General features: G+C 71.5%; 17 protein-coding genes. 11 read left to right on the top strand and 6 right to left on the bottom strand.

Annotation, left to right across the window (positions count from 1 at the left end; all coding sequences use genetic code 11):
- Positions 1-65 precede the first annotated feature (65 nt).
- Genes paaI through ACZ6TB_RS07585 form a run of 4 tightly spaced genes read left to right on the top strand, consistent with a single transcriptional unit; the run spans position 66 to position 3,582 of the window.
- Positions 66-446, top strand: coding sequence for a hydroxyphenylacetyl-CoA thioesterase PaaI (gene paaI, locus ACZ6TB_RS07600; protein WP_465552523.1), 381 nt, complete (start codon positions 66-68; stop codon positions 444-446).
- Positions 443-1,030: a TetR family transcriptional regulator gene (locus ACZ6TB_RS07595; RefSeq protein WP_465551725.1), complete on the top strand. Its 588-nt coding sequence runs from the start codon at positions 443-445 to the stop codon at positions 1,028-1,030. Before paaI ends, ACZ6TB_RS07595 begins: the two co-directional genes overlap by 4 nt.
- A 9-nt stretch (positions 1,031-1,039) precedes the next feature.
- Positions 1,040-2,356 carry a phenylacetate--CoA ligase PaaK gene (gene paaK, locus ACZ6TB_RS07590; RefSeq protein ID WP_465551723.1) on the top strand — a complete coding sequence of 439 codons (1,317 nt, stop codon included), beginning with the start codon at positions 1,040-1,042 and terminating at the stop codon, positions 2,354-2,356.
- A gap of 11 nt (positions 2,357-2,367) precedes the next feature.
- Positions 2,368-3,582: a glycoside hydrolase family 3 N-terminal domain-containing protein gene (locus ACZ6TB_RS07585; protein ID WP_465551721.1), complete on the top strand. Its 1,215-nt coding sequence runs from the start codon at positions 2,368-2,370 to the stop codon at positions 3,580-3,582.
- Between the two features lie 345 nt (positions 3,583-3,927).
- Here the strand turns inward: ACZ6TB_RS07585 and ACZ6TB_RS07580 are convergent, their stop codons facing one another.
- Positions 3,928-4,923: a LacI family DNA-binding transcriptional regulator gene (locus tag ACZ6TB_RS07580; protein WP_465551719.1), complete on the bottom strand. Its 996-nt coding sequence runs from the start codon at positions 4,921-4,923 to the stop codon at positions 3,928-3,930.
- A 189-nt stretch (positions 4,924-5,112) separates the two neighbouring features.
- On the opposite strand from ACZ6TB_RS07580, the gene ACZ6TB_RS07575 reads away from it, so the two are divergent.
- Both ACZ6TB_RS07575 and ACZ6TB_RS07570 read left to right on the top strand, forming a co-directional pair.
- Positions 5,113-6,255 carry a Gfo/Idh/MocA family protein gene (locus ACZ6TB_RS07575; RefSeq protein WP_465551717.1) on the top strand — a complete coding sequence of 381 codons (1,143 nt, stop codon included), beginning with the start codon at positions 5,113-5,115 and terminating at the stop codon, positions 6,253-6,255.
- An 11-nt stretch (positions 6,256-6,266) separates the two neighbouring features.
- Complete coding sequence (locus ACZ6TB_RS07570) at positions 6,267-7,271, top strand: sugar phosphate isomerase/epimerase family protein (RefSeq protein WP_465551715.1); 1,005 nt, start codon at positions 6,267-6,269, stop codon at positions 7,269-7,271.
- Positions 7,272-7,613: 342 nt separating this feature from the next.
- On the opposite strand, the gene ACZ6TB_RS07565 is transcribed toward ACZ6TB_RS07570, so the two are convergent.
- The 5 genes from ACZ6TB_RS07565 to ACZ6TB_RS07545 all read right to left on the bottom strand — a co-directional run bounded on the left by ACZ6TB_RS07565 (position 7,614) and on the right by ACZ6TB_RS07545 (position 12,457).
- The gene (locus ACZ6TB_RS07565) at positions 7,614-8,234 is read right to left on the bottom strand and encodes a hypothetical protein (RefSeq protein WP_465551713.1); all 621 of its coding nucleotides are present in this window, start codon (positions 8,232-8,234) and stop codon (positions 7,614-7,616) included.
- A 4-nt stretch (positions 8,235-8,238) separates the two neighbouring features.
- Positions 8,239-9,072 carry a carbohydrate ABC transporter permease gene (locus tag ACZ6TB_RS07560; RefSeq protein ID WP_465551712.1) on the bottom strand — a complete coding sequence of 278 codons (834 nt, stop codon included), beginning with the start codon at positions 9,070-9,072 and terminating at the stop codon, positions 8,239-8,241.
- Positions 9,072-10,049, bottom strand: coding sequence for a carbohydrate ABC transporter permease (locus tag ACZ6TB_RS07555; protein ID WP_465552521.1), 978 nt, complete (start codon positions 10,047-10,049; stop codon positions 9,072-9,074). Before ACZ6TB_RS07555 ends, ACZ6TB_RS07560 begins: the two co-directional genes overlap by 1 nt.
- 16 nt (positions 10,050-10,065) lie before the next feature.
- A complete protein-coding gene (locus tag ACZ6TB_RS07550) occupies positions 10,066-11,316 on the bottom strand; it encodes an ABC transporter substrate-binding protein (RefSeq protein WP_465551710.1) in 1,251 nt (416 codons plus the stop codon).
- A 106-nt stretch (positions 11,317-11,422) separates the two neighbouring features.
- Complete coding sequence (locus ACZ6TB_RS07545) at positions 11,423-12,457, bottom strand: LacI family DNA-binding transcriptional regulator (protein ID WP_465551708.1); 1,035 nt, start codon at positions 12,455-12,457, stop codon at positions 11,423-11,425.
- A 231-nt stretch (positions 12,458-12,688) separates the two neighbouring features.
- Between ACZ6TB_RS07545 and ACZ6TB_RS07540 the strand changes: the two genes are divergently transcribed.
- The 5 genes from ACZ6TB_RS07540 to ACZ6TB_RS07520 are packed head-to-tail and all read left to right on the top strand — an operon-like array spanning position 12,689 to position 19,323.
- Entirely contained in the window at positions 12,689-14,017 is a 1,329-nt protein-coding gene (locus ACZ6TB_RS07540) for a Gfo/Idh/MocA family protein (protein WP_465551706.1), read from the top strand.
- Positions 14,014-15,447 (top strand): glucuronate isomerase, encoded by a 1,434-nt coding sequence (uxaC, locus tag ACZ6TB_RS07535; protein WP_465551704.1) that lies wholly within the window; start codon positions 14,014-14,016, stop codon positions 15,445-15,447. Before ACZ6TB_RS07540 ends, uxaC begins: the two co-directional genes overlap by 4 nt.
- The gene (locus ACZ6TB_RS07530; RefSeq protein WP_465551702.1) at positions 15,444-16,730 is read left to right on the top strand and encodes an enolase C-terminal domain-like protein; all 1,287 of its coding nucleotides are present in this window, start codon (positions 15,444-15,446) and stop codon (positions 16,728-16,730) included. The genes uxaC and ACZ6TB_RS07530 overlap by 4 nt, the downstream gene beginning before the upstream one ends.
- On the top strand, positions 16,727-18,190 hold the full coding sequence (locus ACZ6TB_RS07525) for a mannitol dehydrogenase family protein (protein ID WP_465551700.1): 1,464 nt from the start codon (positions 16,727-16,729) through the stop codon (positions 18,188-18,190). Before ACZ6TB_RS07530 ends, ACZ6TB_RS07525 begins: the two co-directional genes overlap by 4 nt.
- Positions 18,187-19,323: a Gfo/Idh/MocA family protein gene (locus ACZ6TB_RS07520; protein WP_465551698.1), complete on the top strand. Its 1,137-nt coding sequence runs from the start codon at positions 18,187-18,189 to the stop codon at positions 19,321-19,323. The genes ACZ6TB_RS07525 and ACZ6TB_RS07520 overlap by 4 nt, the downstream gene beginning before the upstream one ends.
- Positions 19,324-19,604: the final 281 nt, after the last annotated feature.

The raw sequence follows: 19,604 nt of genomic DNA, 5'->3' as shown, positions 1-19,604 counted from the left end.
AAGTCCAGCGGGAGATCGTTATCAAGCCCTTGGGGGTCAACGTGGCACGAACCCCGGCGCACGACATGTTCGACCGCGACACCGCGTCCAAGGCCGCCGGCCTCGAGTTGCTCGACGCCGGCGACGGGCAGGCCACGGTGCGCATGACGGTCACCGGCGACATGGTCAACGGGCACGCGATGACCCACGGCGGCTACGTCTTCATGCTCGCCGACACGGCCTTCGCGTGTGCATGCAACAGCCATGGCCCGGTCACGGTCGCGGCCGGCGCCGACGTCACGTTCCTGCGGCCGACCGGCATCGGCGACGTGCTCATCGCGTACGCGAAAGAGAAGGTGACCCAGGGTCGCAGCGGGATCTACGACGTCACCGTGACCTGCGAGGGCGACGTGGTCGCCGAGTTCCGCGGGCGCAGCCGCGTGATCAGTCCCGGAGCGCCGGCATGACCGCCCCGCGCCGCCGCGGACGCCCCGGCCATGACCTGGACGCGGTGCTGGCCGCCGCCGTGCGCCTGTTCAACGAGCGCGGCTACGACTACACCAGCATGTTCGACATCGCCGAGTCGCTGGGCATCACCAAATCGAGCATCTATCACCACATCAGCGGCAAGGAGCAGTTGCTGCAAATGGCGATGGATCGCGCCCTCGACGGGCTCTACGAGGTGGCCGAGGAAGTGCGTAATCTCGACCTGCCCGCGCTCGACCGTCTCGAGCAGCTGATCCGGCGTAGCGTGCTCGTGCTCGCCGATCGCTTCGAATACGTGACGGTGCTGCTGAGAGTGCGTGGCAACACCGAGGTGGAGCAGCACGCGATGGCCCGCCGCCGGGAGCTCGACGCGGTCGTGACCGACCTGGTCAAACAGGCCCAGGCTGAGGGAGACGTCCGGCCCGATGTCGATCCGGCGACCGCCGCGCGCCTGCTGCTCGGCATGGTCAACTCGCTCACCGAGTGGTACAGGCCACGTCACGGCGGCGCCGGCGCCATCGCCGACACCGTCGCCACGATCGCCTTCGAGGGTCTGCGCATATAGGAGGTCACCGTGCAGGACCGCATCCCCCGACCCGAAGATCTCGACCCGATCGAGCGCGCCTCGGTCGACGAACTGCGCGCGCTCCAGCTCGACCGGCTGCGATGGTCACTGCGGCATGCGTACGAGAATGTCCCGCAGTACCGCAAGCTGTTCGACGAGCGGCAGGTGCACCCGGGTGACCTGCGCGAGCTCGGTGATCTGGCCAAGTTCCCGTTCACCGACAAGGCGACCCTGCGGGCCAATTACCCGTACGGCATGTTCGCCGTGCCCCGGGAGCAGATCTCCCGCATCCACGCGTCCTCCGGCACGACCGGCCGCCCGACCGTGGTCGGCTACACGCGGGATGACCTGCGCACCTGGGCCAAGCTCATGGCCCGATCGATCCGCGCCTCCGGTGGCCGGCCGGGCGATCGCGTGCATGTCGCGTACGGCTACGGGCTGTTCACCGGCGGCCTCGGCGCGCATTACGGCGCCGAGGAGCTGGGCTGCACCGTGATCCCGGTCTCCGGCGGCATGACCGAGCGTCAGGTCCGCCTCATCCAGGATTTCGAGCCCGAGATCATCATGGTCACGCCGAGCTACCTGCTGGCCATCGTCGACGAGATGGAGCGCCAGGGCGTCGACCCGCGCGCCACCTCGCTGCAGGTCGGCATCTTCGGCGCCGAGCCGTGGACACAAGATCTGCGCCGCGAGATCGAGGAACGCCTCGACATGCACGCGCTCGACATCTACGGCCTGTCCGAGGTGATGGGCCCGGGCGTGGCCAACGAGTGCATCGAGACCAAGGACGGCCCGCACATCTGGGAAGACCACTTCTTCCCCGAGATCATTGACCCGGTCACCGGCGAGGTGCTGCCCGACGGCGAGGTCGGCGAGCTGGTCTTCACCTCGCTGAGCAAACAGGCCATGCCGGTGATCCGCTACCGCACGCGTGACCTCACCCGGCTGCTGCCCGGTACGGCACGCCCGATGCGCCGGATGGAGAAGATCACCGGGCGCACCGACGACATGATCATCCTGCGCGGCGTGAACCTCTTCCCGACCCAGATCGAGGAGCTCATCCTGCGCACGCCCGCGCTCGCGCCGCATTTCCAGTGCGTGCTCACCCGCGACGGCCGCCTCGACGCGCTCACGGTCAAGGTGGAGCGTCGCGCCGGGACGAACCCCGAGGTGGTCGCCCAGGCGGGCAACGATCTGGCCACCGCGATCAAGAACAACATCGGCGTGAGCGTACGGGTGGAGGTCATCGAGCCCGACGGCGTGGAGCGGTCGATGGGCAAGATGCGGCGCATCGTCGACCTTCGCGGAGGTGCGGAGACCGGCTAGCGTTGGCGCCGATGCGCACCCGAGTCATGATCGGCCTTGCCGCGGCGCTGGCCCTGGCGGGTTGCGGCTCCACGCCCCCGTCCACGGAGGCAGCTTCACCGTCGCCGCCTTTGTCGGCCGCGCCATCGCCGCCGTCGCTGCCGTCGCCCTCGGTGACGCCGTCGTCGGTGAGCCCGTCACCGTCGCCGTCGGTCACCGCCGACTGCGTGACGCGTACGGTCGGGAAGCTCTCGCTCGCCGAGCAGGCCGGGCAGCTACTCATGATCGGCATCTCGGTGAACGCGCCGAGCGGGCTCGGCGACACGGTGCGTCGCTACCACCTGGGCGGCGTCTTCCTGCACGGGCGCAGCACGCACAGCGCCGGCCGGCTTCGCGGCGACATCGCCGGGTTGCAGAAGCAGTCCCCGCTGCCGTTGCTGGTCTCGCTCGACCAGGAGGGAGGCAACGTCCAGACGCTCAAGGGCGCGGACTTCCCGCTGCTGCCCTCGGCCGAGAAGCTGGGGTCCGGTCCGATGGCGACACTGAGCACCACGACCCGGGACAGCGCCCGCCGCCTCGCCGGGATCGGCGTGACGGTGAACCTGGCGCCGGTCGCCGACACGGTCCCGGCGTCGATCGGCGAGGACAACCCGCCCATCGGGTACTGGCACCGGCAGTTCGGCTCCGACCCGGCGCGAGTGGCCGCCGACATCCGCACGGTCGTCCCGGCCAGCCAGGGCGCCGGCGTGCTGACCGTGCTCAAGCACTTCCCGGGGCTGGGGCGGGTGCGGGAGAACACCGACCTGTCGACCAAGGCCGTCGACAACACGGCGACCGCGAATGATCCGTACCTGGGACCGTTCAAGGCGGGCATCGCGGCCGGCTCGGCCGGCGTCATGATCTCGTCGGCGCGCTACCCGAAGCTCGACAACTCGGCGATCGCGGCGTTCTCCAGGCCCATCGTCACCGGGCTGCTGCGCGAGCGGCTCGGCTTCCGCGGCCTGGTGATGTCCGACGACCTCGGCGCGGCGGTGGCGCTGGACCAGGTGCCGGTGGGCCAGCGGGCGGTCCGCTTCGTGGCGGCCGGCGGCGACCTGGTGCTCACGATCCGCCCGACCGACGCGGCCCCGATGGCGGCCGCCCTGATCGACCGGGCCAGCCACGACGCCGCCTTCCGCGCCCGCGTGACCGACGCGACCCGGCACGTGCTGCGGGCCAAGGAGCGGGCCGGCCTGCTGCACTGCTGATCCTTCCGCGCCGTCCCGCCGCGCTCCGGCACCGCTCTGCCTCGCCGCCCCCACACCGCCGCCCGCACCCGCGCTCCGCACCTCGGCACATCCGCGACCGCGTGGGCCGGGAGTCGTTCGGCCGGCGGGCGTTGATCAGCCGGCGGGCGGGGCGGTGGGCGTTGCTCAGGCGGCGGGCGGGGCCGCAGGCGGGGCGGTGGGCGTTGCTCAGGCGGCGGGTGGGGCGGTGGGCGGTGGGCGTTGCTAGGCGGCGGGCGGGGGCGCGGGCGGGGCGGTGGGCGTTGCTCAGCCGGCGGGCGGGGCGGTGGGCGTTGCTCAGCCGGCGGGCGGGGCGGTGGGCGTTGCTCAGCCGGCGGGCGGGGCGGCGGTGCTGCCGCGGACGACCAGGTGCGGGACCTGGACCATCTCGAGGCGCTGCCGACGGCCGTCGTCGAGGCGGGAGACGGCGGCCAGCACGGCCTCGCGGGCCTGGGCGGGTGCGTTCTGGTTGACCGAGGTCAGATCGATGTGGGCGAGGCGGGCGAGGATGCTGTCGTCGTAGCCGACCACCGAGACCTGGCCGGGGACGTCGACGCCGGCCCGGACGAAGGCATCCATCACGCCGACCGCGAGACGGTCGTTGGAGGCGACGACCGCCGTGGGTAGTACGTGCTCGGCGGCTATGCGGCGCCCCGCGCGTACGCCTCCTTCTTCGGTGTGATCGCCGGGTACGACCTCCGCGACCAAGCCCGCCCGTCGCATCGCCCGGCGATAGCCGCGGCGGCGGATCGCGGCCACCGCGCCGCGACCGCCGTCCACAAAGGTGATGCGGGAATGTCCGAGAGAGATCAGGTGATGCAGCGCCGCGTCGACCCCCACGTCGTCGGCCGGACGGACCACGTCGACGTCGGCCCGGGCGACCGTGCGGCCGACCACCACGCACGGCACCTGGGCGGCGAGCCGGTCCAGCACCTCGTCGGAGGCGTCGGGACCGAGCAGGATCAGCGCCTCGCAGCGGAAGTCGAGCAGCGTCTCGATCGCGCGGTCCTCGCCGCGGTCGCGCGTGAGCGTGGAGAGCACCACCTCGTAGCCCGCCTTGTCGGCCTCGCCATACAGCTCCTCCACCAGCTCGGCGTGGAACGGGTTGCGCACGTCGAGCAGCACGCCGAGCAGGTGCCGGCGACGGCGGGCGAGCAGGCTGGCCGTGCGGTCGGCGCGATAGGACAGCTCGGCCGCGGCCGCCAGGACCCGCTCCCGGGTGTCGGCGCTCGGACCGGGCGCCCCGCGGAGAACGAGGGACACCGATGCGGTCGAGACGCCGGCGCGAGCGGCGACGTCGGCGAGACGCGGTCGCTGATCCACTAACTCACTCCCCGTGAAGCACTTGACACGCATCGAGATCGACTCAGATAGTACAGGGACTTAAAGCGCTTTAAAAGGAAGCCCGTTCTGGAGGTCCACCCCATGTCCTCTCAGCCGTCAGCCGCTCAGCCGTCAACCGCTCAGCCGTCAACCGTTCGGCCGTCAACCGCGCCGTCCATCGGCGTAGCGGTGATCGGGGCCGGCATGGTCGGCCGCGCCCATGCCAACGCGTATCGCAGCGCCGCCACCGTCTTCGGTCTCGATCTGCCCGCTCCGCGGCTCGTCGCCATCGCCGACCTGCACGAGCCGTTCGCCGCCGACACCGCCGCGCGCTACGGCTTCGCCCGGGCCGAGACCGACTGGCGCGCCGTCATCGACGCCCCCGACGTCGACGCGGTCAGCGTGGCCGTCGCCAACGGCCTGCACCGCGAGATCACCGAGGCCGCCCTGGCCGCCGGCAAGCACGTCCTCTGCGAAAAGCCGCTGGCGCCCAGCATCGCCGACGCCCAGGCCATGGTGGAGGCGGCCGCCGGGGCGCCCGGCCTGATCGACGCGGTCGGGTTCACCTTCCGCCGCTCCCCCGCGATCAACGCGATCAAGCAGCAGGTCGAGGGCGCCCTCGGCCCGGTGCGTCACTTCGTCGGCAACTATTGGTGCGACTACGGCTTCGACCCGCAGCGCCCGATGAGCTGGCGCTACCTCGGCGGCGCCGGCAGCGGCGTGCTCGCCGACATCGGCAGCCACGTGGTCGACCTCGCCGAGTTCTTCTGCGGCCCGACCACCGCCGTGCAGGGCACCACCATGACCACCCTGGTGAAGGACCGGCCCCGCCCGCTCGGCGTCGCGGTCGGTCACGCGGGCGGCGTCCAGGTCAGCGACGAGCGCGTCCCGGTGGAGAACGAGGACGTCTGCACCTTCACCACGGCCTACGAGTCGGGCGCCGTCGGCACGTTCTCCCTGTGCCGCGTCGCCTTCGGGCATGCCAACACGCTGCGCATCGACCTGTTCTGCGAGAACGGCACGGCCTCGTTCGACCTGACCCGGCCGGCCGAGTTCACGATCGCCGACGCCGGGCCGGCGGCCGAGGTCAACGGCGTGCGGACGGTCTTCATCGGCCCCTGGCACCCCTATGTCGGGGGCGGCCTGCCCATGGACTTCCCCACCGTCGGCCACGGGCAGAACGACTTCTTCGTCTACCAGGCGCGCGCGTTCCTCGACCAGATCGCCGGCGCCACCACCCTCCCGCCGTGCCCCGACATGGCCCACGGCCTGCACAACCTGCGCGTCCTCGACGCGGTCGTCTCGGCCACCGACAAGCCCGTCCAGCTCTGAGGAGATCCCCGATGAAACTCGGCGCCTACACCGCGTGCCTCCACGACCGTTCCCTCGACGAGACGCTCAAGATCCTCGGTGAGCTGGGCCTGACCAGCGCCGAGATCAACACCGGCGGCTTCATCGGCTCGCCGCACATCCCGATCGACGACATCCTGGCCAGCGACGCCGCCCGGGAGGACTACCTGGGCCGGTTCGCCCAGGCCGGCATCACGCTCACCGGGCTGAACGTCAACGGCAACCCGCTCAACCCCGACCCGCTGGTCGGGCCGCGCCACGCCGCCGACCTGCGCCGCACGATCGACGTCGCCGCGCGGCTCGGCGTGAAGCGGGTGGTCACCATGTCCGGCCTGCCCGGCGCCCACCCCGGCTCCTCGGCGGCCAACTGGGTGGTCAACCCGTGGGACAGCCAGTGGCTCGACGTCCTCGAGTACCAGTGGAACGAGATCGCCGTGCCGTTCTGGCGGGACATCCAGGCCCGCGCCGCCGATGCCGACGTGAAGGTCTGCATCGAGATGCACCCGCACAACCTGGTCTTCAACCCGCCGACCCTGCAGCGGCTGGTCGAGCAGATCAACGCCACCCACGTGGGCGCCGAGATGGACCCGAGCCACCTGTTCTGGCAGGGCATCGACCCGGTGGCCGCCGTCGAATACCTCGGCGACCTGGTCTTCCACGCCGCGGCCAAGGACACCCGGATCAACGAGGCGAACGTGCGGCTGTTCGGGGTGCTGGACGACCGGTTCACGCGAACGCCCGCCGACCAGAACCCGCTCAACCTCGGCGGCCGCAACACGCTCAACCAATGGCCGTCCCGGCCGTCGTGGCAGTTCGTGGCCGTCGGCCGCGGTCACGACAACGAGGAGTTCTGGACGCCGTTCCTGCGGGCGCTGCATGCGGTCGACCCCGACATGGCGGTGAACATCGAGCACGAGGACACCGAGCTCGACCAGATCGAGGGACTGCGGCACGCCGCGGAAAACCTGCTGGCCGCGGCCCGGGCGGCCGGCGTCTGAACCGCGGCGCGGCCGACCCGCGCGGCCGGCGTCTGAACCACGGCCCGCCGACCCACGCGGCAGGCGTCTGAACCGCGGCGCGGGCGACCCGCGCGACCAGCGTCTGAACCACGGCGCGGGCGACCCGCGCGACCAGCGTCTGAACCACGGCGCGGGCGACCCGCGCGACCAGCGTCTGAACCACGGCGCGGGCGACCCGCGCGGCCGGCGTCTGAACCACGGCGCGGGCGACCCGCGCGGCCGGCGTCTGAACCACGGCGCGGGCGACCCGCGCGGCCGGCGTCTGAACCGCGGCGCGGGTGACCCGCGCCTGAACCGCGGCGGGCGGCGAGCGGTGGTCGGCTACGCCGCCGGGATGAGGCTGCGGCCCGCCACCTTCGGTGTCACCACGTGCAGTGCGAAGAGGGCGTAGCCGGCGAGGACCGGCACCAGGGCGGGGTGGACCAGGACGGCCAGCACGGCCACCACCGCGAGCACGCCCGCGGCGACCAGTGGGACGATCGGCCGCGCCCACGCGAGGGCGAGCGCCGACCGGGCGGCGCCCGGCCGGCCCTCTTCCGGCCGTAGCAGGCCCGCTTCCGGCCGGAGCGTTCCGGCCTCGACCGCCACCAGCGCCACGTAGCCGGCGGCCAGGGCGCCGATGGCCAGCACGATGGTCAGGACCGGGCCGCCGCCGGGGACGGCGCCGTGGCGCAGGCCTGCGATGTCGATCAGGACGAGTGCGGTGCCGATGAGCACGGCGGGGCCGGCTATCAGGCCGGGAACCAGACGCTCGCGGAACACGGTCCAGCAGTCGGCCAACGATGGCCAGCGGCCGTGGGTGATGATGTGGCGGATGGCGTGGCTGCCGGTCGCCACCGCCGCTCCCGCGGTCAGCAGCGGGAGCGACAGCAGCGTTACGACTATGCCGAGCAGGGCCAGGTCGGCGGCGAGCCGCAGGGAGTCGCGCCAGTCGTGGGGCATGGTCTTATCCCTTCAGGCCGCTGGTGTTGATGCCCTCGACGAGCAGCCGCTGGAAGGCCACGAAGAACAGGAACACCGGAACCAGCGAGAGAAGCGACATGGCGAACATCGGGCCGACCGAGCTCTCACTGGTCGAGTCGATGAACAGGGTCAGCGCCACGGGGGCGGTGTAGTCCTTGAGCTGGGAAAGGTATACCAGCTGCCGGAAGAAGTCGTTCCAGGTCCAGATGAACGAGAAGATCGCGGTGGTTACCAGGGCGGGACGGCTCAGGGGCAGCACCACGTGGCGGAAGACGCTGAACGCCGAGGCGCCGTCGATCACGGCGGCCTCGTCCAGCTCGCGCGGGATGCCGCGCATGAACTGGACCATCAGGAACACGAAGAACGCCTCGGTCGCCAGGAAGTGTGGCACCAGCAGCGGCAGGTAGGGGAAGTCGCCGCCGACCAGGCCCAGCGTCCGGAAGAGGATGTACTGCGGGATGATCAGGACGTGGCCGGGCAGCAGCAGGGTGCCGATCATGATGGCGAACCAGAAGCCGCGCAGGCGGAAGCGGAGCCGGCCCAGCGCGTACGCCGCCAGCAGGCAGGAGACCGTGTTGCCGACCACGGTCAGCGTGGCCACCATGGCGCTGTTCAGGAAGAAGCGGCCGAACGGCACGTCGAACTTGTTCCAGCCCTCGACGAAGTTGTGGGGCGTGAAGTCCTGCGGGATCAGGCCGATGTTGCTGGCGATCTCCTGCGGGGACTTGAACGACGTGCCGAGCATCCAGAACAGCGGGTACAGCACGATCGCCAGGATGACGATGAGCACCAGCAGGCGCAGCAGTTTCGAGCGCATCACCGCTCCTCGGAGTCGGAGTAGTGCACCCAGAACCGGCCGGTGTTGAACAGCACCACGGTGATCGCGCCGACCACCAGCAGGAAGACCCACGCCATCGCGGCGGCGTAGCCCATGTTCAGATCGACGAAGCCCGCCTTGTAGAGGTGCAGCGTGTACATGAGAGTGGAGTCGACCGGGCCGCCGGTGCCGTTGCTGAGCACGAACGCCGACGTGAAGCCCTGGAAGCCGTGGATCGTCTCCAGCACGAGGTTGAAGAAGATGACCGGGGACAGCATCGGCAGCGTGATGTGGACGAACTTGCGCCACGCCCCGGCGCCGTCCACCGAGGACGCCTCGTAGAGCTCGACGGGCACCTGCTTGAGCCCGGCCAGGAAGATCACCATGGGCGCGCCGAACTGCCAGATCGCCAGCAGCATCAGGGTGGGCAGCGCCCAGGTCGGGTCGTTGACCCAGGCCTTGCCGTCGATGCCGAAGAACGACAGGAACGCGTTGAAGGCGCCGTCCCCGGAGAACATGCCGCGCCACACGATGGCCAGGGCCACGCTGCCGCCCAGCAGTGACGGCAGGTAGAACAGGCCGCGGAACATCGCGATGCCGCGCATGGCCTTGTTGAGCAGCATCGCCACGCCGAGCGCGGCGGCGAGCTTGAGCGGCACGGCGACCACCGCGAAGGTGATCGTGACCCGTACGGCGTGCCAGTACGACGGGTCGGCGGTGAACATCCGCCGGTAGTTGTCGAGGCCGATCCACTGTGACTCGGTCACCGGGATCAGCGGGCTGTAGTCGGTGAAGCTGAGGTACAGCGAGATCAGCATCGGGATCGCGGTGATGCCCAGCAGCCCGAGCAGCCAGGGTGAGAGGAAGAGGTATCCGGCCAGGTCCTCGCGACGGCGCCGGCGGGCCACCCGGCCCCGCCGCTGAGCGGCGGGAACCGGGGGCGCGGGCTCGGTCGGGCGGACCGGCATCTGAGCCATGGTCACGGAGTCGGTCCTAGCTCTGCCCGATGGCCGCCTTGGCGGCGGTGACGAAGTCCTTGGCTCCCTGCTCGGGCGTCGCCCGTCCGTAGGTGACCCCCTCGGCGATCCGGATCAGCTCGGTCTTGACCTTGCTGTGTCCCTTCGGCGGGACGGTCGGCGAGGTCGGTCCGAACTTCGTGGCGAGCTCGGTCTGCACCTCGATGGTCTGCTTCATGTTCGGGTCGGTGACCGTGGACTCGACCTGCTTGCGGACGTCGAGGTTGGGCGGCAGGCCGCGGTCGGTGCCGAGGATCGCGCCCGCCTCCGGGTCGTTGGCCAGGAAGTTCACCACGTCCACCGCGGCGTCCTTCTTGGGGCTGCCCCGGAAGACCGAGAAGTAGAGCGAGGCACGGGCCCACTGAGCACTCGGGTCACCCGGGTACGCCATGAGGCCGAGGTCGCTCTTGGTGTTCTTCTTCAGCTCCGGCATCTGGTTGGTCCAGACCCACGACGTGTCGGCCTTGCCGGTGACGACCAGCTGCTTGCTGACGCTGGAGTCGTTGCCCTCGTGGATGACGTCCGGCGTCGGGGTGGCGCCCTGCGTGCCCGCGTCCTTCCACATCTGGAACCACTTGGTGATGTCGGACTCGTCGAACGCGATCTGGTTGCCCTTGTACAGGTCCTTGCCGTTCTGCCGCAGGTAGACCCAGAGTGCCTGGTAGACGGCGCTGGGGTCCTGGGTGCCCGGAATCTTGGCGACCTTGGAGACGTTGGCCGCCCACTTGATGAAGTCGGCCCAGCTCATACCCGTCGTGGGCGCGGGCAGCTTGTGCTGGTCGAGCAGCGTCTTGTCGTACACCAGGCCCTGGGTGTTCTCGCCCATGGCGACGCCGACCAGCTTGCCGTCGACCTCGCCGTACTCCTTGAGGCCCTTGGAGAACTTGCTGACGTCGAGCTTGCCGTTCGATGCGTACGAGGTGAGGTCGAGCGTCACGCCCTTCTGCGCGTAGTCCGAGATCGCGTTGTCGTCGATCTGGAAGATGTCCGGCGCGTTGCCGCCGGCGGTGAGCGTGGCGAGCTTGTCGTAGTAGCCCTGGTTGGCCTGCCAGGTCTTCTTGAACGTGACGTTCGGGTGCTTCTGGGTGTAAAGCGCGAGCGCCTTTTCGGTCAGCTCGGCCCGGGCGTCCGCACCCCACCAGAAGACGGAGAGCTCGACCTTGTCGCCCGAACCGCCGCCCGAGTCGCCGTCCCCGCCGCACGCCGCGGCCCCGAGTACCAGGGGCATGGCGAGAGCGGCGGCGAGCAAGCGACGGCGCGTCCGGTGGAGCGCCGGGGTAGGTTGATCGGGCGTGGCGCTCCTCGAGAGGGATTCCATGACGGTTGGCTCCTTTTTAGGAGGCGACACCTCCGGGGACGTTCACGTAGCCCGGGTCCGCAGGGCTGTGCGGACCCGGGCCCGGCCCCGTCGAGTCGCGAATGACCAATTCGGTCTGCAGATGTAGATGTGCGGTGGAACGACGGTCGTCGCCATGCGCGAGCAGCATGTCGACGGCCGCCCGACCCGCGGCGGCGGTGGGTGTCGCTACCGTGGTCAGCTTGGGACGGGTGAGTCGGCTGAGCATGATGTCGTCTATTCCGACGACGCTGACGTCCTCGGGCACCCGTGCCCCGGCGGACAGCAGCCCCTCGATGAGGCCGATCGCCATCAGGTCGTTGTAGGCGAGCACGGCCGTCGCGCCGGCCTGCAACACGTCCTCGGCGACGGTGAGACCACCGACCTCGGTCGGCGGGTTGGGCCCGATGACGCTGAGCCCGGCGTGGCCGGCCCGGGCCGTGGCGGTCGCGGAGCGCCGGATCTCCCGGCTCGTCCAGGAGCCGCGCGGGCCGCTGAGCAGGGCGATGTTGCGGTGCCCGAGGGCGGTGAAGTGCTCGATGGCGAGCCGGGCGCCCTGGGCCACGTCCATCACGACGGCGGGGATGCCGGCGATCTGGCGGTTGACGACGACCAGGGCGACCTCGCGGCTGAGCTGCTCGATCAGCGCGTTGTTCATGCGCGGGCTGCACAGCAGGACGCCGTCGACCTGCTTGGCCAGGGCCCGCACCACCTCTTCCTCGACGGCCGGGTCCTCGTTCGTGTCGGCCACGAAGATGTGGTGGTCGTGCTTGCGGGCCTGGCTCTCGGCGGCCTTGATGAGCGGGGGGAAGAACGGGTTCGCGATGTCCGCGACGATCAGGCCGATGTTGTACGTGCGGCCGGTGATCAGGGCGCGGGCCGCGCGGTTGGGCCGGTAACCCAGCTCCTCGGCGCAGGCCAGCACCCGGCTGCGGGTGTTGGGGTTGACCAGGTGCGGCGCCGAGAACGTGCGCGACACCGTCGAGATGTGCACGCCGGACGCCCGAGCGACATCCCGGATGGTGACGGACACGCTCTGACCTCCTCTGTCGACCCTGTGGCGCCGGTCACTGGTGCCCATAATTAATGCAAGCGGTTGCACGACTGTCAATGTGGTTGTGTTGCATAAAGATTGCGAACGGGCATGAGGTACGCGCTTTCCTTCGGACAAAACCGGACAATCATCCGCGAGGTCATTGACTCCGCCTCATCGATCCGCTTAATTTCGCTGCAAACCTTTGCAGTGACCCGGCTTGGAGGAGACATGCCACGAGATCGCCGCCGCCGGTACGCGCTGATCGGCGCCGGGGCACGGGCCGAGATGTTCGTCCGCGCCGTCACCGGTGACCAGGCCGAGACCGCCGAGCTGGTCGCGCTCGCGGACGTCAACCAGTCCCGGATGGACGCGCACAACCGCTGGCTCAAGGCCGCCGGGCACGAGCCGGTGCCCACCTACCCGGCCGCCGACCTCGCCGCCATGCTCGCCCGCGAGCGCGTCGACGAGCTGATCGTGACGAGCGTCGACCGCACCCACGCCGGGCACATCGTGACCGCCCTCGAGGCCGGATGCGACGTGATCACCGAGAAGCCGATGACCGTCGACGCCGAGAGCTGCCGCCGCATCCTGGACGCCCAGCAGCGCACCGGCCACCGGGTGTCGGTCGCGTTCAACTACCGGTTCAACCCCGTCCACGAGATGGTCCGCACGCTGCTGGCCGGCGGGGAGATCGGCGAGATCGGCTCGGTGCACTTCGAGTGGCTGCTCGACGTGCGGCACGGCGCCGACTACTTCCGCCGCTGGCACCGGGAGAAGGCCAACTCCGGCGGCCTGCTGGTGCACAAGTCGGGCCACCACTTCGACCTGGTGAACTGGTGGCTCGGGGCGGCGCCGGCCGAGGTGTACGCGTCCGGGCGGCTGTTCTTCTACGGCGAGGCGGGCGCGCGCCACGGGTATGCCCGCGACTACGACCGCGCCCACGCCAGCCCGGCGGCGCAGGGCGACCCGTTCGCCCTCGACCTGGCGGCCAACCCCCGGCTGCGCGAGCTGTACCTCGACGCCGAGGACGAGGACGGCTACCACCGCGACCAGAACGTGTTCGCCCCCGGCGTGACGATCGAGGACGACCTGGCGGTGGTGGTCAAGTACGACACCGGGGCGACCATGACCTACCACCTCACCGCATACGCGCCGTGGGAGGGCTACCGGCTCATGGTCAACGGCAGCAAGGGGCGGCTCGAGCTGGAGGTCGTCGAGAGCGACCACGTCAGTCTCCAGGCGGCCGGCGAGCTCAAGGGCGCGGCCGTCCACGGCGTGAGCGAGGCGCCCGAGCTCGGCGGGGTCACGCTGACGATCCGGCCGTACTGGGCGCCGCCCTACAAGGTCGAGCTCCAGCCGCACCGCCGCGAGGGGCACGGCGGCGCCGACAGCCGGATGACCGCCGTGCTGTTCGGGGCGCAGACCGACCCGATGCACCGCTCGGCGACCGCCCGCGACGGCGCCCTGGCGCTGCTCACCGGGCTCGCCGCCAACCGCTCCCTGCAGACGAGCGAGCGGGTCCGCGTGTCCGACCTGCTCGAGGAACCGAAGAGGTGACCGTGTCCGACCCGACGTTCGCCATCGACCCGCGCCACGCGCAGGTCGCCCGCGAGCTCTACGCCATCGCCCGCGACCTGCCGCTGCTCTGCCCGCACGGCCACGTCGACCCGCGCCTGCTCGCGGAGGACGAGCCGTTTCCCGATCCGGCGCGGCTGCTGATCGTGCCCGACCACTACGTCACCCGCATGCTGCTCAGCCAGGGCATCCCGCCCGACCGGCTGGGCGTCCCGCGGCACGACGGCGGCCCCGTCGAGACCGACGGGCGGGTCATCTGGCGGCTGCTCGCCGAGAACTGGCACCTCTTCCGCGGCACCCCGTCCCGGCTCTGGATGGAGCGCACCCTCGAGACCGTCTTCGCGATCGAGACCCGGCTGAGCCGCGAGACCGCCGACGAGGTCTACGACGCGATCGCCGCCCGGCTGGCCGAGCCCGGCTTCCGGCCGCGGGCTCTCTTCGAGCGGTTCGGGATCGAGGTGCTGGCCACCACCGAGTCGCCGACCGACGACCTCGGGCAGCACGCCAAGCTGGCGGCGGACGGCTGGGGCGGGCGCGGCGGGCGGGTGATCTCGACGTTCCGGCCGGACGACGTGGTCGACCTCGACCGGGCGGACTGGCTCGCGAGCGTCGGGCGGATGGGCGAGCTCGCCGGGGAGGACACCGGCACCTACGACGGCTATCTGACCGCGTTGCGGCGGCGGCGGGAGGCGTTCATCGAGGCCGGTACGACGTGCTCCGACCACGGGCACCCGACGGCGCGCACGGTCGTGCTGTCGAGGGCCGAGGCCGCGGCGATCTACGAGCGGGGGCTGCGCGGCGAGGCGTCGGCGGTGGACGCCGAGACGTTCCGGGCGCACATGCTGCTCGAGTTCGCCCGCATGTCGCTCGACGACGGCCTGGTGATGCAGCTGCACCCGGGCGCGGTGCGTGACCACAACCGCACGCTCCACGCCGCGCACGGCAAGGACGTCGGCGGTGACATCCCGCAGGCCACCGACTACGTCCATGCGCTTCGGCCGCTGCTCGACACGTACGGGATGAATCCGCGGTTGACCTTGGTGGTCTACACCCTCGACGAGCACACGTTCAGCCGCGAGCTGGCCCCGCTGGCCGGCGGCTACCCGGCCCTCTTCCTGGGCGCGCCCTGGTGGTTCCTGGACACGCCGGACGCGATGCGCCGCTTCCGCGAGGCCGTGACCGACGCGGCCGGCTTCTACAACACGGCCGGGTTCGTCGACGACACCCGCGCCTTCTGCTCGATCCCGGTGCGGCACGACATCTCCCGCCGCTCCGACGCCGCGTACCTGGCCTCGCTCGTGGTGCAGGACCGGCTTCCGCTGGACGAGGCGGCCGAGACGATGGCCGACCTCGCCTACCACCTGCCGAAGCGGATCTTCCGCCTGGACACGAACGCGGGGGGAAAGGCATGACCACCATCACCGGGCTCACCGTCCACGACGTCCGCTTCCCGACCGCCGCGGCCGGCGACGGGTCGGACGCGATCAACCGCGGCGACTACTCGGCCACCTACGTCGAGCTGGCCACCGACGCCGGCGTCACCGGCACCGGCTTCACCTTCACCAACGGGCGCGGCAACGAGATCACCTGCGCCGCGGTGCGCGCGCTCGCCCACCACGTCGAGGGACGCACGCTCGGCGACCTGTTCGCCGAGCCGCTGGTCTTCCTCCGGTCGCTGACGGCCGACGTACAACTGCGGTGGCTCGGTCCGGAGAAGGGCGCGCTGCACATGGCCACCGGGGCGATCGTCAACGCCGTGTGGGATCTGCGGGCCAAGGTCGAGGGCAAGCCGTTGTGGCGGCTGCTGGCCGAGATGCCCACCGCCGAGCTGGTGGCGTGCGTCGACTTCCGGCACATCGACGACGCGCTCACCCCCGCGGACGCGGCCGCCATCCTCGACAAGGGCCGCGTGGGGCTCGAGGACCGGCTCGCCCAGCTGCGGCGGGAGGGCTTCCCGTCGTACACGACGAGTGTGGGTTGGCTCGGTTATCCCGACGACAAGGTGCGCGCGCTGACCCGGGACGCGTACGCGCAGGGGTGGCGGGCGATGAAGATGAAGGTGGGCGGCCCGATCGAGGACGACGTCCGGCGGGCGCGGATCATCCGGGAGGAGGTCGGGCCGGACGCGCTGCTGATGATGGACGCCAACCAGGTGTGGGGCGTCGACGAGGCGATCGCGAACATGGCCCGGCTGGCCGAGACCGGCCCGTACTGGATCGAGGAGCCCACGCATCCGGACGACGTGCTCGGGCACGCCCGCGTCCAGCAGGCGGTCGCGCCGATCCGGGTGGCCACCGGCGAGGTCGCCGCGAACCGGGTGATCTTCAAGCAGCTGCTGCAGGCGGACGCGATCCGGGTGATGCAGATCGACGCCTGCCGGGTCGCGGGCGTGCCCGAGGTGCTGGCCGAGCTGCTGCTGGCGGCGAAGTTCGGGGTGCCGGTCTGCCCGCACGCCGGCGGCGTCGGCCTCTGCGAGCTGGTGCAGCACCTGGCGATCTTCGACTATCTGCGGGTGGGCACGTCGCTCGACGGACGGATGATCGAGTACGTCGACCATCTCCACGAGCATTTCCAGGATCCGGTGCGTACGCGCGACGGCCGCTACCTGGTGCCCGACCGGCCCGGCTACAGCTCCGACCTCAAGCCCGAGTCGGTCACCGAGTTCCGCTTCCCCGAAGGGCAGGCGTGGCGATGAGCGACCGTCTCGGCGTCAGCACCCTCGGCCGGGTCCCGGCCGCGTCCCGGCCGCGGATCACCCCCGGCGCGGCCGGCCCGGGCATCGTCCACCTCGGGATCAGCGCCTTCCACCGCGCCCACCAGGCCGTCTTCACCGAGGAGGCGATGGCGGCCGGTGGCGGTGACTGGGGCATCGTCGAGGTCGCGCCCCGCTCGGTCGCCGTTCTCGACGCGCTGCGCGCCCAGGACGGCCTGTACAGCGTCACCACCCTCGCCCCCGGGGGACGGTCGACCCGGGTGATCGGGGCGGTGGCCGGGTTACGGCACGCGGCGAGCGACCCGGACGCGGTCGTCGCGCTGCTCGCCGACCCGGCGATCAAGATGGTCACGCTGACCGTGACCGAGAAGGGCTACCGCCTCGACCCGGCGACCGGGCGGCTGCTGCTCGACGACGAGCTGCGCGGCGACCTGGAGACCGACCGGCCGCCGCGTACCGTGCCCGGGCTGCTGATCCGCGGGCTGGCGGCCCGCCGCCGGGCCGACGGCGGGCCGATCGCGCTGGTCAGCTGCGACAACCTGCCGTCCAACGGGCACCGGATGCAAGGCCTGATCGACTACCTGGCGACGGCCACGGCGCTCTCCGACTGGGTGCGGGAGAACGTGACCTGCCCGGGCACGATGGTCGACCGGATCGTCCCGGCCAGCACGGCCGAGACGCTGGCCGTGGCGTGCGGCGAGCTCGGCGTCCGGGACGAGGCCGCGGTGCAGGGCGAGCCCTACTCGGCGTGGATCATCGAGGACGACTTCCCCGCCGGCCGACCGGCCTGGGAGAAGGCCGGGGCCGTGCTCACCGGCGACCCGCGGCCGTGGGAGCGGCTCAAGCTGCGGACGCTCAACGGGGTGCACTCGGCCATCGCCTATCTCGGGGCGCTGGCCGGGCACGCGACGATCGCCGAGGCGCTCACGCTGCCCGGGATGGCCGCCACCATGCGGCGGTTCATCGCCGAGGACATCGCGCCGAGCTTCGAGCCGCCGGACGGGGTCGACACGATCGAGTACGGCGAGGAGGTGCTGCGCCGGTTCGCCAACCCGGCCATCGAGTACCGGACCGTGCAGGTCGCGATGGACGGCTCGCAGAAGCTGTCGCCGCGGGTGCTGCACACGATCCTGGACCGGCGGGCGGCCGGGGGCACACCGCGCTGGGGTGTGCTGGTGGTGGCGGCGTGGATGCGGTTCGTCGGGGGCGCGGCCGACGACGGGAGCCCGCTCCCCCTCGACGACCCGCTGGCCGCGACGATCCGGGCCCGGCTCAAGGCGGCGCCGGCCACCCCGGCGGGCGTGGTGGACACGCTGCTCGGGCTCGACACGGTCTTCGCGCCGGAGCTCGCCGGGGACGAGACGGTGCGGCGGCTGCTGATCGACTGGCTGACCGATTTCGAGAAGCACGGGGTCGCGGCGACCCTGGAGGCCGGGGCATGACCACGACGGTCGGGCTCATCGGGGCCAACGGGCACGGGCGGTGGCATCGGCGGCGGATCGCCGAGGTCGAGGCGGCCGGGGGCGTACGGCTGGTCGGGCTCGCCGATGTCCGGCCGCTCGAGACGGACCCGGCCGTACCGGAGGGGGTGCCGGTCTTCACCGATCACCGTGCGTTGCTCGCGCAGACCGCGCCCGACGTGGTGGTGATCTGCACGCCGCCGCACACGCACCTGCCGATCGCGCTCGATGCCATCGCCGCCGGGTGTGACCTGCTGCTCGAGAAGCCTCCGGTGGCGTCTCTCGCGGCGCATCACACGCTGGCCGCCTCCCTCGACGTGGCCGGGCGTGCCTGTCAGGTCGGATTCCAGGCGCTCGGGTCGGCGGCGTGGCGGCTCTTCCGGGAGGCGCTGCCGGCGCTCGGCGACCTCGCCGGCATCACGGCGACCGCGTCCTGGCAGCGGGACGACGCCTATTACGCCCGGTCGTCGTGGGCCGGGCGGCGCAACGTGGCCGGCCGGCCCGTGGTCGACGGCGCGCTGGTCAACCCGCTCGCCCACGCGGTCATGCAGGCTCTGGCCGGCGCGCGGGCGGTCGGCGCCGGGCGGCCGCGGCAACTGGTCGCGGAGCGCTACCGGGTGCGGCCGATCGAGGTCGAGGACACCGCGTTCGCGCGGATCACGTTCGACAGTGGGCTGCACGTGGTCATCGCGGTGACGCTGGCCGGCGAGGACTTCATCCCGGGCGAGATCGCGGCGCGCGGGACCGGCGGCCGGGCCGTGCTGGAGTATCCGACCGACCGGGTGCTGCTGCCGGGCGACGACGAGATGCGCGCGGTCGAGGGCCGGGCCGACCTGCTGACGAACCTGGTCGAGCACCGCACCGGGGGCGCGCCGCTGCTCGTGCCGCTGGGGATGACGGCCGACTTCACGGCCGTGCTCGAGGCGCTGACCGTGCCCGACGTGCCGGCGCCGCATCTGCTCGACGACGCGGCGGTGGTCACTTCGGGCGCGACGCGAACCATCCCGGGCATCAACGACCTGCTGCGCAAGGTGGTCGAGACGATGGCGCTGCCGTCCGAGATGGGCGTGCCGTGGGCGGTGCGGCCGTTCACCCAGCGGCTGCCGGTGACCTGACGCCTCTGCGGTCAGCAGATCTTCTCGGCGCCGGGTGCGCCGATCCCCGGGAACCGGCGACTGGCCGGGCTGCCGGCGCCGACGTTCGGGTTCTTCTTCCTGTGCTGATCCCGGTCGGGCTGGGCGCGCCGGCGTTTCGCCCGCGGCAGGCTTTGTCGTTGCGAGCTTCCTCGCGGCGCGCTTACTCGCGGCGCGCTTCCTCGCGGCGCGCTTCCCCGCGGCGCGCTTCCTCGCGGCGCGCTTCCTCACGGTGATCGACGGTCGTGGATTGAGGGAGTAGT

This window comes from Actinoplanes sp. NPDC051537, from assembly GCF_055586105.1.
The sequence above is the reverse complement of the archived record's forward strand: the minus strand, read 5'-3'. Positions and strand labels throughout refer to the sequence as shown.